Annotated in this window: 14 protein-coding genes; 9 read left to right on the top strand and 5 right to left on the bottom strand. The window is 56.5% G+C overall.

Annotated features, from left to right (window positions below; translation table 11 throughout):
• Positions 1-372: hypothetical protein (locus ACQUQ1_RS20735; RefSeq protein WP_435066154.1), on the top strand; the 372-nt coding region annotated here is incomplete at its 5' end.
• Positions 373-374: 2 nt separating this feature from the next.
• Here the strand turns inward: ACQUQ1_RS20735 and ACQUQ1_RS20730 are convergent.
• Positions 375-635, bottom strand: coding sequence for a MarR family transcriptional regulator (locus tag ACQUQ1_RS20730; RefSeq protein ID WP_435066153.1), 261 nt, complete (start codon positions 633-635; stop codon positions 375-377).
• Between the two features lie 121 nt (positions 636-756).
• On the opposite strand from ACQUQ1_RS20730, the gene ACQUQ1_RS20725 reads away from it, so the two are divergent.
• Positions 757-1,017, top strand: a complete 261-nt coding sequence (locus tag ACQUQ1_RS20725) for a HalOD1 output domain-containing protein (RefSeq protein WP_435066152.1) — start codon at positions 757-759, stop codon at positions 1,015-1,017.
• A gap of 156 nt (positions 1,018-1,173) precedes the next feature.
• Entirely contained in the window at positions 1,174-3,039 is a 1,866-nt protein-coding gene (locus tag ACQUQ1_RS20720; RefSeq protein WP_435066151.1) for a sensor histidine kinase, read from the top strand.
• A gap of 50 nt (positions 3,040-3,089) precedes the next feature.
• On the opposite strand, the gene ACQUQ1_RS20715 is transcribed toward ACQUQ1_RS20720, so the two are convergent.
• Positions 3,090-4,664 carry a PAS domain S-box protein gene (locus tag ACQUQ1_RS20715; protein ID WP_435066150.1) on the bottom strand — a complete coding sequence of 525 codons (1,575 nt, stop codon included), beginning with the start codon at positions 4,662-4,664 and terminating at the stop codon, positions 3,090-3,092.
• An 871-nt stretch (positions 4,665-5,535) separates the two neighbouring features.
• On the opposite strand from ACQUQ1_RS20715, the gene ACQUQ1_RS20710 reads away from it, so the two are divergent.
• Together ACQUQ1_RS20710 and ACQUQ1_RS20705 are read left to right on the top strand one after the other, a co-directional pair.
• Entirely contained in the window at positions 5,536-6,402 is an 867-nt protein-coding gene (locus tag ACQUQ1_RS20710) for a DNA-binding protein (protein WP_435066149.1), read from the top strand.
• A gap of 231 nt (positions 6,403-6,633) precedes the next feature.
• On the top strand, positions 6,634-7,080 hold the full coding sequence (locus ACQUQ1_RS20705; RefSeq protein ID WP_435066148.1) for a universal stress protein: 447 nt from the start codon (positions 6,634-6,636) through the stop codon (positions 7,078-7,080).
• A gap of 67 nt (positions 7,081-7,147) precedes the next feature.
• On the opposite strand, the gene ACQUQ1_RS20700 is transcribed toward ACQUQ1_RS20705, so the two are convergent.
• Complete coding sequence (locus tag ACQUQ1_RS20700; protein ID WP_435066147.1) at positions 7,148-8,419, bottom strand: MFS transporter; 1,272 nt, start codon at positions 8,417-8,419, stop codon at positions 7,148-7,150.
• 542 nt (positions 8,420-8,961) lie between these two features.
• On the opposite strand from ACQUQ1_RS20700, the gene ACQUQ1_RS20695 reads away from it, so the two are divergent.
• The 3 genes from ACQUQ1_RS20695 to ACQUQ1_RS20685 all read left to right on the top strand — a co-directional run bounded on the left by ACQUQ1_RS20695 (position 8,962) and on the right by ACQUQ1_RS20685 (position 12,066).
• Positions 8,962-9,804: a formate/nitrite transporter family protein gene (locus ACQUQ1_RS20695; protein WP_435066146.1), complete on the top strand. Its 843-nt coding sequence runs from the start codon at positions 8,962-8,964 to the stop codon at positions 9,802-9,804.
• Between the two features lie 522 nt (positions 9,805-10,326).
• On the top strand, positions 10,327-10,890 hold the full coding sequence (locus tag ACQUQ1_RS20690; protein WP_435066145.1) for a hypothetical protein: 564 nt from the start codon (positions 10,327-10,329) through the stop codon (positions 10,888-10,890).
• A gap of 174 nt (positions 10,891-11,064) precedes the next feature.
• A complete protein-coding gene (locus ACQUQ1_RS20685; RefSeq protein WP_435066144.1) occupies positions 11,065-12,066 on the top strand; it encodes a TSUP family transporter in 1,002 nt (333 codons plus the stop codon).
• Positions 12,067-12,089: 23 nt separating this feature from the next.
• Here ACQUQ1_RS20685 and ACQUQ1_RS20680 read toward each other — a convergent pair whose 3' ends face one another.
• The gene (locus tag ACQUQ1_RS20680; protein ID WP_435066143.1) at positions 12,090-12,473 is read right to left on the bottom strand and encodes a SaoD/DsrE family protein; all 384 of its coding nucleotides are present in this window, start codon (positions 12,471-12,473) and stop codon (positions 12,090-12,092) included.
• Between the two features lie 210 nt (positions 12,474-12,683).
• Entirely contained in the window at positions 12,684-13,178 is a 495-nt protein-coding gene (locus tag ACQUQ1_RS20675; RefSeq protein WP_435066142.1) for a hypothetical protein, read from the bottom strand.
• 477 nt (positions 13,179-13,655) lie between these two features.
• On the opposite strand from ACQUQ1_RS20675, the gene ACQUQ1_RS20670 reads away from it, so the two are divergent.
• Positions 13,656-14,128: transcription initiation factor IIB (locus tag ACQUQ1_RS20670; protein ID WP_435066155.1), on the top strand; the 473-nt coding region annotated here is incomplete at its 3' end.

Here is a 14,128-nt window from a genome sequence, read left to right as displayed (position 1 = left end):
GCTGCGGCGAGTAACGTCCTCGCGGCCCGTGGCCACTATACGGTCGAAGATCCGTATGCGCGCGAGGATACCCCGGACGCGCGACCGACGTTCGGCCTCGACGACGGCGAAACTGATGGCATCGTCCTCGCGAACGCGCTCGCCGTCGACGGCTTTCTCACCGACGAATTTGGCGGCACGAACTTTCCACTGATTCACGCTGTGCTCCAGGGGCCGCGTATCGTCCCGACGCCGCGGCTTATCTGCGACTACGCCCGGAACGGCCACATGACCCACGAGGAGGCGCGAACGCTACTTCGCGTGATCAGCCCGCATCGCAGCTGGGACAACAGCCCGTACGTCGCCCAGTTAGTCACGCTCCTGGAGGAGTAGGTTCAGTCAGCTTCGAGGTCACGAGCGTCAAGTTCGCCGGCGAGATACTGCTCTCCCGTTCGCGTGATGTCGTAGACGCCGTTGCCGAGGTGGACGAGGAGTCCGTATTTGACGAGCGTCTTGCACCGGGCGTTGATGTGTTGGCGGGAGAAGCGCACGCGATCGCTGTCCGCCATCTCCTTCGGGGTGTCGGGGCCGCCGTCAGAAAGATGCTCCAGAATGCGGTCATCAGCGCGAGACATCCAGTCGGCGTCAAAGCGCATAATCGCTTCTGGTTGCGCCGACGCTATCCCGAACGCGCTAAGACAAGTAGCAAAGCGAATCGCTTCTGTAGTTGACTCCTAATGTTTTAAATGCCTGCTATCGGTTGTTTCGGACGTACCGATGACTGCATCAGCACCGACCACACCCCGATCGTCGAGCGACCTGCTCGTTGAGATCATCGAGACATTGGAGGCGTGCGGTCTGGACCGCGACGACTATCAGTTACAGGACTGGGTCGACGTGGAGGCGCTGGAGCAGCTCCTCGCCACATCACAGGAGGATATCTCCGTTCGGTTTACTGTTCGGGATGTACAACTCCTCGCGACGCCCAATGAGGTCCAAGTCCTCGTGGAAAGTGGTTCGGCGTCTGAACAGGCATAACCGTGTACAGAAACCGAAACGCAGCGAGCAACGCTCAGCATCGATGTGAGAATTGATGCTCAGTACCCATATCACGCCAATTAAGTGATTCATTCCGTTTATTGATTCTATATGGGAAGGTTGTATCGTGCGATAACGAGATGGTCAGTCGCCCTCGTGGGGGTTCTCCTCTTCGTGTGTTCGATTGGTTGGGTGTTTTTCGATGGCGACGATTCTTTGGTTGATTTTATTGAGGTGATTGCACCAGCCATCGTCGGAGTGGGACTCATTATTGGCGGTGGCTGGCTCGCCCGGACACACCGTGAGCCCAGAATCAGTCGGGTGGCACTCTGGACACTCAGTGGGGCGATCACCGGCGTCGCTGTCAACATCTGGTACTCCTTCATCATCTCACTCGAAGCTACGCCGGCTGGGGAGCCGATCGCTCTCAGTCTCAATGCGACAGGGATTTTCATAGCAGCGGGCGCCCTACTGGGCTACTACGCGACCGGCTTGAAAACCCGTGAACGGGAACTCGAACAGTCGGAATCACGATTCCGTGCGTTGACTGAGAGTTCCTCGTTTGCCGTCGTCACTATCGACGAGACGAGCACGATTCGGTATGCCAACGAGGCCGTCGAGGAACTGTTCGGATACACGCGTTCAGAGGTCGTCGGTGAGCCGCTGACGATGCTGATGCCCGAACAGTTTCAAGACTTGCATCTGAATGGCGTGGCGCAGTACCTCTCGGAGGGAACCCGGACTATCGACTGGGACGGTATCGAACTCCGTGGGCGCCGGATCGATGGCGAAGAATTTCCAATCGAGATCAGCTTTGGGGAGTATGCCGTCGACGACGACCACCTTTTCACTGGCGTTATCCACGATATCTCGGATCGGAAGAGAACGGAGCAGCAGCTTCGTACTCACACGTCGAAAGTGACGCAGCTCCACGAACTTGCCACCGAAATCAACGCGGCCGACTCCTCGGCGGCAATCCACCAACGGGCTGCTGACGGGGCTGTCGAGCTGTTCGATGCAGATCTCGCCCGGGTGTCTGCTGTTGAGGGTGACCAGCTGATTCCTGTCGCCCAATCTGGTCCGGATGAAGTCGGTGACTGTGACCCTGTGCCCACGTCCTTTGGATACGCCGGGGAGAGCTACGAATCGGGCACAGTACTCCGAGTCGACGATCTCGGTGACACGCGGTCTGCGAGTTCATCGGCAGTCCGTGATGGCGGCACACAACCTGAGTCGCCGGCTTCTACCGAACCCAGAGCGTTGTTGAGCATTCCGCTGGGCGAGTACGGCGTCATACAAGTGTTTGCGTCGGAACCACGGGAGTTCGCCGGCCGTGATGAGGAAGTCGCGGAGATGCTGGCGACCCACGTTGTGACGGCCCTTGACCGACTGTCCGCGGAGGCGACGATCCGCCGCGAGCGTGACCGTCTTGAGGAATTCGCCAGCATCCTCTCGCACGATCTGCGAAACCCGCTGAACGTCGCTCAGGGGCGACTGGAATTAATTAAGAGTGGCGGCGAGGGCGAGCATCTTCCGGCTATCGAGCGGGCGTTGGACCGTATGGAACGGCTCATCGAGGATATGCTAACGCTCGCTCGCGAAGGCGCTGCCGTCGGCGAAACGGAGCCAGTCGCCCTTCGGACGGTTGCTAACCGGGCTTGGAACAACGTCGCAACCGAATCCGCTGCCCTCGAGATCGAGTCAGATAGCCAAATCGACGCAGATGAGAGCCGGCTGATACAGCTGCTCGAAAACCTGTACCGGAATGCCATCGAACACGGCGGCGACGCAGTCACGATTCACGTCGGAACTCTCGAAAACGGCTTCTACATCGAGGATACCGGACCTGGGATTCCGGAAGATGAACAAGCCGATGTCTTCGAGAGTGGATACACAACCAACCAAGACGGCACTGGGTTCGGACTCGCAATCGTCAAACGAATCGTCGAAGCTCACGGGTGGGAGATCACGGTTACAACTGGTTGTGACGGCGGTGCTCGGTTTGAAATTTCAGGGCTTTAGTCCACCAAAAAATGGGTGTGAGGAATCGGGGACGAAGTGCGCCCCGGTCGTTACTGAGCAGGAGGTAATCGAATTTCGATGGCTGCACCTGGTCGATCATCAAGTACAGCCAGGTCCCCGTCGAGACTCGTCACGATCCAATAGACCAGCCAGATCCCCAACCGCTTGCCGTGGACTAAGGGCGTCTCATCGCCGCTGAGAAGTACTGATTGTTCCATATCAGGCAGTCCAGGTCCATCATCCAGCACGCGAATCACGACTGCGTCGTCGGTGACACGTACCGAGACCTCTACCGTCGGTGTGTCACCAGCGTGGGTAGCCGCGTTGTCGACGAGCTCCCAGATCGCCGTCTCTAGCCGTGGGGCGGACTGTGCAACGGCAGTCTCCGACGTATCGATCTTGATTATGGCCGCTGGATGCGCCTCGTCGATTTGGGTGGCTGCGCGGGTAATGAGGGGAACGACGTCAATCGGTTCGAGCTCTGGTGGAGAGTCAAGATTTTCCTCGAGTTTCTGTGCGGTTTCGCTGAGGTCGATCAATCGCTCGGCAGTGGTATGAATCCGTTGGGCCAGTTCCGCGTCGTCACCGGTCAGTGATTCCCCCAAGAGTTCCGTATAGCCCCGTATGACGCCCATATCGTTGCGGAGGTTGTGTCGAAGTACTCGGTGAATCACGCTGATCAGTCGATCGCGCCGTTTTCGCTCTGTCGCATCGCGCGTCATCCCCTGAACGGCAACGATATCGGCTGGGGTTCGCTCCTCAGGTGGTACATCGGCATCATAAATCGGCGTGCCACGGATGTCAGCATACATGATTTCCCCGGATTTCGTTTCGAGGGGGAGGTATGTCTTCTCCACCGTTTCGCCAGCCAAGACTTGTTCATATAATCCCTGTGCCGCTTCCGCAGTCTCCGCATCTGGAAGCACGGCGGTAAATGGACGACCATGGAGTTCATCAGCAGTGTACCCCAGCATCTCCTCAACCGAGGGTGAATGGTAGATGAACTGCCCGTCAAGGTCGATACGGAACAGGAGATCGAAATTCGCATCGATGACGGCACGATAAATCTCTCGTCGTTCTGCCAACGTTTGTTCCTGGTCAGCGAGATCGCGTTCGTAGTTTCGTTGCTCGATCTCGTAGCCCACCATCTGGGCAATCAAATAGGTGAGTGATTTTTCAGCATCAGTGAACGGATCGGCACGCGGATTCTGCGCTGAGAAACACACCGTCCCGTATGGCTCATCGTCGACGACGATTGGCGCCCCGTGATAACAGCTGAGTTGGTGGGTTTGGAAGGCGGGGTCGTCTTCCCACCCAGCATCGATAGCATCTGCAAATGAGACGATTTCTTCTTCTTGAATGGTCCGTCGACAGTATGATGTCGAGAGATCAAGGTCGAGACCGGGGGGAATCGGCCCGTCGGAGGAGTCGGTACTGACGATCGCCGTCCACTCATTCGTCTCCTGATCGATCTGTGTAATGTATCCTTGATCGACATCGAAGTACTCGACTCCAAGCTGAAGGATAGCCTCAAGCCGATCATACAAGGGACGGTCACTGCGCATTATATCGTACAGCTGTGAATAGACCTCGGTCTGCTGTAGTGCCCGTTCCCGTTCGCTCATATTTGAATGCTGCAAGGGAACACACCTATTAGTTGCGCCAGTAGAGATTTGCACAAAGAGGCTGTTGAAGGACTTCCTGAGCAGAGACGATCCAGCGATGGCCCTCACAAGCTTCGTTTCAGGGCTCAGTGACACCTCACTATGGGAGATCCCGATCTCAGTGAGAATGTCTTCTCGGATCACTTTCGCAATGGGACTCGTCGACGGCGATAACCCCTGAAAGCCCTCGGCCGCTCGACGCCCCCCGACCCACGCTGCGCGCCTCGTCCCTGCGGTGCTTGCGGGGTCGGGGGACGGCCGAGACGGCCTCGCCCTTTCTGAGTCCGCCAGGCCTGTTGATGGTTCACCGAACGACATGGTCGGCTGGCCAGGTGTGTACGTAACGGCCCGCCCCGCTCGCCGCTGCCGCCCTCCGCGTCGCTCGCGACCGACCATTCCGGGCGTGCGGGCGCTCTCCGCACCGCCCGCGCCCGTTCCGGGCTAAAATGCATGTGCCCTCGGCGCCAGCGGGTATCCCCGTCGGTTGCGCCCCTTGCGGGCTTTCGCGTTCCAGCGCTTTGTGCCGCCTGCGCCTTCGCGCGCCACACCGCGGCGCGCGTTCTCGGCGACAGTCGCCCTGGACACGAACCCGCACATCGGGCCGGACACGAGCGGGCATATCCCGCTGGCCGCTCGCTCCGGGCGGGTCGGCGCGCGGTGCTGGATGATCGTCCGCCTCGGGCGCGCTCTCGCTCGCGCCCATAGGGCGCTCGCGAAGGCGCGAGCGAGAGCGCGCAGACGAGTCTGTCGGTCGTTGTCGTCGAGGAGATCCGCGATGTAGGAGCATCGCGGTGTCGGGCGCGTGAGCGCCTTCAGGAACCAGTGAGTTCCAATGTCAAGTAAGAACGTCTCCAGTGAAGTAGTTTCGGTCGATGAACAGGCTTTCGAGAAACACGATGAAGCTGAGGTCGACGAGGACGGATTCGAAGTCGTCGACGAGACCCCAGAGTTCCGGGCGACAGTCGACATGGAAGTGCAGGCGAAGGTCGATTCCAACCATCCGGACGCGCGGGTCGAGGAAGGTCCGGATCACCTGTTCGGGAAGACTCTCGAACAGGAGGAACGCATCGAGGCCCGGGAGGCCGAGTTGGAGCACATCAGTGCCCAGGCGGAACTCAGTCAGCAGGAGGGACGCGCGAAGCGGACGCGGGAGGTCGTCGTCGAGCAGTGTGGCCGGGACGAGCCCGAACCGGTGGAGCGCACGGATCCCCGAGAGAAGCTGACGCAAGACGAACTCGCGGAAGTCAACGAGCAGGCGATGCGGATCAGCGACGAAGTGCAGGGCGGCTGGTCGAGAGCAGTCGTCGCGAAGCAACTGGCCGAGAAGGTGCAGCGCGGGCGGGACGTCACGAAGGCGGTGCTGGAGACCCTCGAGGAGTTGAAGGCGGCGCCGGGGGCGATCGTGCCCATCGCGGACGTGCCGGACATCCCGGTCGGTGAGGTGACGGTCGAAGGCGAGATAATCGAGCTCTGGTCTCCCAGTAGTAGCGCAATTCAGCAAGTCGGGCTGATAGCAGATGACAGCGGGAAAATCAAGTTCACCTGCTGGGAGAAATCCGGGCAGACGGTGGTGCGTGAAGGTCAAACAGTGCGGTTCCGGGCAGCAGCCAAGAACTGGTACGAAGGTCGGTGCTCAATCGCGCTGACCGGGTGGTCGCGGATCGAGTTCCCGGAGCGCGGTCGGTGGTGGGAAGAATAGCCAGTCGAGGCAGCCCTCTTTTTTGCTGTGTGCCGGACCGGCCCAGACCCCACCGCCCCACCCTCCGCTCCGTGCTCGCTTCGCTGCGCGCGCAGCCACAACCGAACGATTTTGTTATGGAATTTTGACTTGGGAAGCGTTTCAAGAGTGATAAAAACATTCAGTCCTGGTCAGCTGTGACCAACGTTATACCGTGTCATCAGCTACCGTTCTCTAGGGACAGATCACCGTATGTTCGACCGAGTACTCATCCCGACTGACGGTAGTGATCCAGCGAGATCAGCGGTGGAGATGGCACTTGGGCTTGCTGAAACACACGGAGCGACGCTCCACATTCTCTTCATCGTCGATCAGCCCACTTCGGTTTCCGGTATGGGTGAGGGATTTTCCGGCTTAGATGATCTCTTGGACGCCCTTGAAGAGAAAGGTCACGAGACAACAGAAGCGGTCGTCGAACAAGCGAAAGGCCGCGGCATCGAGACAAAAACTGCAGTTCGGCGAGGCAATCCCCACGACGATATTCTCACATATGCGAACAACCATGACATCGATGTCATCGTTATGGGGACACACGGTAGAACGGGAGTCAAACGGGCACTCCTCGGAAGCGTGACCGAAGATGTCGTTCGCCATTCCGAGATCCCCGTCTTGACCGTTCATCGAGAGCCCGAGGGGTAGCCACCTCGTTCATTCAGCACCGAACTTATGCTCGTTCTACTGGTAGGATAGATTGGTGAAAGTAGAATTAGTGTAGAGCTGCCTCGTCTGCTTCCCCATCAGGCTCTGAGATAATCCACTTGAGAGCGGAGGCGACGAGAACACAGAGCAAGCTGAGAACGATGAAGACGGCGAAACCTCGGGCATAGCCGATATTACCGTAGATATCCACAAAGAGCCCCATAAGTGGCAGGATGACGAGCGTCCCCCCGCCGCCGATGCCGCTAATCCAGCCAGAGGCCCCACCGACTGCTTCCGGGACGAACTTCGGGACCAGTTCGAAGACGGCTGCGTTGGCAAATCCCATCCCGGTGCCGAGCACCATCATACCAAAAATAGCTGGCCAAAATCCTGTTGCGAACGTCATAATTGCGCCGCCGAGAGCCATCGTAGCGAAGCTGACAATAGCGACTATTTCGCCACCAAATCTATCGCTCACACTCCCAGCAGGAACTCGAACGAGCGAGCCGTAGACGATGAAGATGCCTGCAAGAAGCCCCGCCGTCGTAAGGGTGAGTTCGTGGAATTGTTCCCAGTAGGTGGGGAACCAGGCTGACAGGGAGGTGAACCCGCCGCCGAACGAGACCGTATACAGGAACACGAGGACCCATGTTCGACGGTTTCGTGCAGACGTCTTCAGCGAGTCCCAGGTGCCACCAGACGGGAAGATATCTTGACCAAGTTCATCAGCGAGTTCTCGGGATTCTTCAGGGGATTTTCCCTTCTTACGGAGCTGGAAGTAGTATGGATCAACCGCGTACACCGCGTAGATAGCGGTGACGACCAGCAGGAACACGAGCCAGGTCGAGTAGGCCATTGTCAGCCCCCAGATGCCGATGAGGACCGGGAGGACGTAGACGACCATTCCTGGACCGATATTACCGACGCCAGCGAACGCGCCGAGTGCGAAGCCCTGCTTGTCACTGGGATACCAGTAGGAGGTCTGTGTGATCCCGGCGGAGAACGTTGCCCCACCGGCACCTGCCAAGAACCCGAAGAGCACTAGAATCGGGTAGAGGCCCATATCGAAATTCTCCGGGTACGTCAGGAACAGCGTGATAACGAGACCCGCGGTCCCGACGAGTGTGGAAGCCATGAGAATCAGGAGTGGCTTCTTTCCGCCGACATCATCCACCCACGCACCAAACGGAATTCTGAGAATCGCTTTACTGAGATGGGGTGAGGAGAGCAAGAGCCCGTGGAGCACGCCAGCGAGCGCTAGGTGCTCTTCCAGTACTGGTCCCGCAGCACCGTAGAAGACGATCGTGGTGAGGCCCGCATAAAAGACGAGCGTGGACATGATGAGCCCTCGTTTTGGCGTCCCTGTAACGCCGTGTTTCTCCGCTAGTTGTCCACCTTCGCTCATTTGCTTTCGTTAGAGAGAATCTGGCGTTTGAGAATCGAGTCTCGGTTGCTACAGCGACGTCTGGATATATAGCGTAGCGACTGTTCTCCAGTGTGAGAATTTGTCGAATCCATCTTCGTACAGTACGTGTCGGAGAGAAGGCCCCTTGTCTCTGACGAATTGTTTTATGAGTGTCAATTTATTAGAACCACGAATTAGCATTCTTAGTTCCTTGTAGGTAGTGTAGAACTGACGCGGGATGTATTATTATCAGACAGAAGACTATTGTTGTGATTAGCCTTCCAACGGAGTGGTATGAGCAAAGAGATTCAAGTATCATAGGAAGACAGCCATCGAAGTCAGCTCCGATGAGGTGGTTGCTAGGAAGGAAGATCTCAGACTTAGTCACAAAAAATGCTTATGGAGAATATCGAAGTGCGAAGATACTACCATACACCCACTTTAACAACCGCCCGACAGGATTAGTTTATCAACGAATGAGCTCTGAGCCTGATGAGCCATCTGGAGCTTCACTCTCGTATAGAAATATCCTCGAACGGGAGATGGAAAACGCACTCAAAGAGATTCATCGCCCACCGAAAGGCGTGTTCCTTTCCGGCTTGTCAGCGGGCCTTAATCTGAGTTTCGGCGCATTGCTTATGGCTATGGCGCTGACTTTCTCCGGGGGATTCGAATCGAGATTGGTGCAGCAGGTCACGTTAGGGGGCGTGTCTTCGATTGCGTTCCTGTTCGTCGTTATCGGGCAAACGGAACTTTTCACTGCTCATTCAACGATGGCCATTCTACCAGTGCTCGACGGCCGGGCGACGATCGGCGAATTGGGCCGAGTCTGGAGTGTCACGTTCGTCGCAAATCTCGTCGGTTGTGCGCTATTCGCTGCGCTTATCGCACTACTAGGGCCACAGATGGGAATCATCGATACCAGTGCGTTCGGAACGCTAGCATCCGCACTTCTCCCGTATTCGTGGTGGGTAATCTTCCTGAGCGGAGTGGTCGCCGGCTGGCTAATGGGGTTAGTGACGTGGCTGTCTGCCGCCAGCCGCGACACAGTCAGTCGGATCCTCTTCGTAATCATTGTCACCTCGGTTATTGGCTTCGGCCCATTCCATCACAGCATTCTCGGGACCACAGAAGTTCTCTCTGCGATGTTCCTAGGCCAAGGCGTCTCCCTCGGTGAGTACGGCCATTTCATCCTCTGGACGACATCCGGAAACATCGTCGGAGGGGCAGTCTTCGTCGGATTGCTCAACTATGGCCATATTGCACTGGCAGGCGAGAAACAGGATGTCGAATTCGAAGCACCCGAGAACAACGAATAACTCGACCACTCAGTCAAATGTTATGAGACAGAAAAATTGGTTTCTACTGACTGGAATCCTCAGTTCATTCAGTATACTGCTGATAGAGGTGTTCTTCGTTGCGCAAACCCATCACCCGCCGTCTGTTCCGGTTTGGTACCAAAATCCATATCTACTCACCGTGCTGGCCGCGACAGTCGGAAGCGCGTTTCTATTGAGCCTCACCGATACGCTCTCCGAACAAGTAGCCCTTAACCTCGCATTCGGAGTTGGGATGATGATTTGTTTCATCGCCCTCTACAAGGCAAGTGTTGTGCCTTCCGAGTGTCTGTTCTCACTTGCATATACGCGAGCAGCCGTTCGTTGTCGCTTTCTCACAGTATTTTTTTCAGTAATTACGGTCCTGAGTTCCCACTACGCTCATTCTCCAGGCACATCAAGCGCCGAGACAATATGACAATTGTGACACTGTTGAGATCGGTATTAGTGAGGCAGTAGTCTGGTTTCGACACTTCCTTTTGAGTATCGTTGTGCAGATATTCTATGCCCAACGAGAACGAACAGTCTACGAAGGAAAATAAGAGGCGCTCTGGTGGCGTATACGTTCAGTTCGAGCAGTGGTTTGAGGACCTCTCAAGGAAGTACGCCTACCACGCTACACAACTGTCGCTTGGAATTGTCTTCGTCTGGTACGGCGCTCAGAAACCGTTCATACCCGGAAGCAGTCCAGTTCATCGGCCGGTCGCACATTTCGCGGAAGTACTTGGATTGAGCGTCTTGCCGGGACCGACCGGTCTGCTTCTGCATGCTGTCGGTCTAATTGAAGTAATCGTGGGAACACTCCTTCTTTTTGGCTTCATTCGTACGGTCACACCGCTATTTCTGCTCCACCAAGCAACGACGCTTGTAGCACCATTCGTCGTGATGCAGTATGCATTTCGTGAACCTTACGTCGAGATCGGTCCCATCGTCCTCCCGGTTGCTGTGGACTGGTTCAGCGCATTCGCTCTGAAGAATCTCGTCTTCGTAGCTGCATTCATGTACCTCTATGCGAATTACAGAGGGCGAAATACGTCCACGCCCGATAGCGTCTCGAAATCGGAGTGACAAACAATTGGATTGGTTGTCACTCGTTCACATATCAACTACCGAATTGAGGTTTTAACTTTTTAGTCCAAGAAACCGCCAGCGTCTGTCACTAATGGAAGTTTTCGACAGGCAGTTTCTCGTCCATAGTCACACTCCGGCTACCAGCAGCCATACACGGATGGTGATCATTTAATGCTGCTCGGATACCCTTTGGGGGATCTAGCCCTTCTGATCGGAATTTCACTCCTAATCTGTATCACCGTCTGTACGCTCGCTATGGAAGCAGCGGTATTATTCACCCCTGCGTTCCTGTTCGTCTTCCCGCGAATCGTAACCGGATTCCCGACACTCACAGTCAACGAAGCAATCGGGCTCTCACTATTCGTCGAATTCTTCGGCTATACGAGTAGCGTCTCGGGGTATTGGTTCCGCGAACAGATAGACTTCAACGCGGCTGCCCGTATATTGACGATTACAATCCCGTTAGCGGTAGTCGCCAGAATCGGCTCGTATTTCGTCCCATCGAGCAGCCTCCTTGCGCTGTTCGGGATTCTCCTGCTCGCACTTGCTGTCGTTCTGTATTACTCCCATGAACACGGCGGGACGCGTGCGTGTATGCTCTGTGGCGATTCGCTCGCAATGATGGAGGGGAAAGCCGATGCCGACTACTGTTGCTCGGCTCAGGCTGAAGGAACTGGGATCACCGACGGCGGCCAGCCAGAGTATGCGCCACGAACCACGTTCCGACGACGGGAAGCGGAGGGTGAACCCCTAATTTTTGATTTGGCAGACAAGGCTATCAAGGGGCTCGCAGGCATTCTTGCTGGCCTACTAGGGATCGCAGTCGGTGAACTCACGAACACGATGCTTACCGTTCGGAAGCGACTCCCCGTTCAGTTAGCCGTTGGCACAGCAGCCTTTGTACTTCACGTTACAATTCTTGCTGCACTCCTTGCGAATCTCGTTATCCTCCGTATCCAACCCCCTGGACTCAACGTCGCTGGCTTCTCAATTCCGCTCGGTGTCGGTGCAATTCTCGCCCCGACTGTTATCATCGGAGGGCAGGTCGGTTCGCTCATCAATTCGAAGATGTCCGAAGAGACGGCAATCCGCGTGATGATCGTCGCCTACATGCTCGTCGGCTTGTTCGTCCTCGGACGAATTCTCGTCCTTGGGGGCGGGGCAGCTCACTAGACCAACGTCTCCTCTATCTGCATCTACAGAGTAATTACGTGGTCAAGTCCGCTTCCACTGAGCGCTTCGTATAAATCCGGGAAACAGCCAACGGCGACACCATCGAAGGTGTCGCGTGGTTCATATTGGGCTCGTCCGCTTTCGTCCGTCCCCACCTGCTCTGCCAGTCCTCGTTTCGAGGCACACCGGTCACAGAGCATAAGATGAATGTCTTTTTCCTCCGCAACATCAACGAGGCGAGAACCCAACGGATCTCCATCACGCAGGGCAAACGTGTTGTCATGGAAGAAGAACATTCCAACGACATCGACACCGTGGCAATCGGCCTCCAGTTGGGGGAGAATCATATCCCCAAGGATATAATCGATGGTCTGGCCTGCGGAACTGAAGACATATGCTACCTTCATAGCCAGATGATTCTCGCTTTGGCAGGGAAGGGTCTGGTGATTCCCGACTAAAAATAGCGCGACGACCCACTCGGTGGATAGTGACTACTGACTCAGAATCCCGCACACCCATGCTGCGCCACGCAGCCCCGCGCTACCGATGGAGAACGGATAGCCACTGTCCGGTGATAGATGAACATATGGGCACGGTCAGGACTTCAAGACAGCCGTTCAGGCTGGGACTTTCCCACTACGGCCGTCGGTCTCGTGGAACGCTGCGTGGAGGCCTGCGACGACTCCCACACAGACAACAAGAGCTCCCAGTGCACGGGGAGACGTCAGAGCACCAAGGGCGACCACCGTCGCTGTCACATGTGCAGTCGCAATCTGTGCCGAAAAGCGGAACAGAACGACAGCAGTCAAGCCCATCGCAAGAAGCATACTTGCAACGACGCGAAGGGATTCAAGCGAACGGGGAGCAACAGCAGTTGGATCAATCCCCTGAGCGAGAAGGAGATATGCTATCCATCCCGCGGCCACAGCAGCGAGATGGCTCACGAGAACGTCTTTTGCAGTAATATCCCCATCAGAGGGTAGCAACGCGAGGAAATACGCAGTGGGACCGAGCGCAAGTAGGATCGCCAGATGATGGGACAGCAGCGCAGCAGCTAAGATAGCGACGGTGAGCGCTCCAACGTATCCGAAACGCTGGACTCTCTGATCCATATTTGGATTAGATCCTTCCCTGGGGAAACATATCACGATTCACGGTCGGATGCACATCTCTTGGTACTCTTAGTGGTGGTCTCCTTGCTGAGCGTCTCGTTGCGAATCCTCGTACAATGAGGCTTGTTGTTCGATATATAGACGCGGCCACTCGTCAAAATGAGTGCGCAGGCGGTCCAAAATCCCTCCAAAGGTTTCTACAGACCGTTCGTAGAAGTTTGTGATAGTTCTGTCAGGTTCGGAACTGGGTGGGGAACTATCGTGATTATCCGGTCCTTTACCCTGGTTCGTCATCGTACAAAAAGGTCAAAGAGGAAGGTGCATAAAGGCCACGACGTGCGCTACAAGAGTACAGAAGCCAGTACCACCCATTCTTGACTCAATTCAAATCTCTTCTGCTCGTACGTTGCGTTTATTGCCCCCTCTGTGGGTGAGGGGCTCGCTGTACTGGCGGGTTCCCTGAACACGGTGAGAACGATGGCAACCAGAGACATCTACGAAACTGGCTTCGACGAAGACGTCCGAACGGAATCGAGTGCGAACCACTGCCCCGAGTGCGACGGCCGGGTCACCACGAACGCGGTCGAAACAGTCTGCGAGGACTGTGGCCTGGTCATCGACGAACAGCGCATCGATCACGGGCCGGAGTGGCGGGCGTACGACGACGAGGAGCGCGAGCGAACGGGTGCTCCGTTGACGGCGGCACGACACGATCGAGGGTTGTCGACGGAGATCGGCTGCGGGACCGATGCAAACGGGAACGAACTCTCAGGACAGAAGCGACGGCGGCTCGCTCGGATGCGGCGTGAACAGACCCGTGGGCGGTTTCAGTCGAAAGCTGAACGCAACCTTGCACACGGGCTTAGTGAAGTCCGCCGGATCAGTAGTGCACTCGAACTGTCCGAGACGCTTCGTGACCAGGCCTGCCAGCTCTTCCGGAGTGCCCAGAA

The organism is Halobaculum sp. EA56 (assembly GCF_051195075.1).
In the GTDB taxonomy this organism is placed as follows: Archaea; Halobacteriota; Halobacteria; order Halobacteriales; family Haloferacaceae; genus Halobaculum.
Note: the sequence above shows the minus strand (reverse complement) of the source record. Positions and strands in the feature narration are given on the sequence as shown.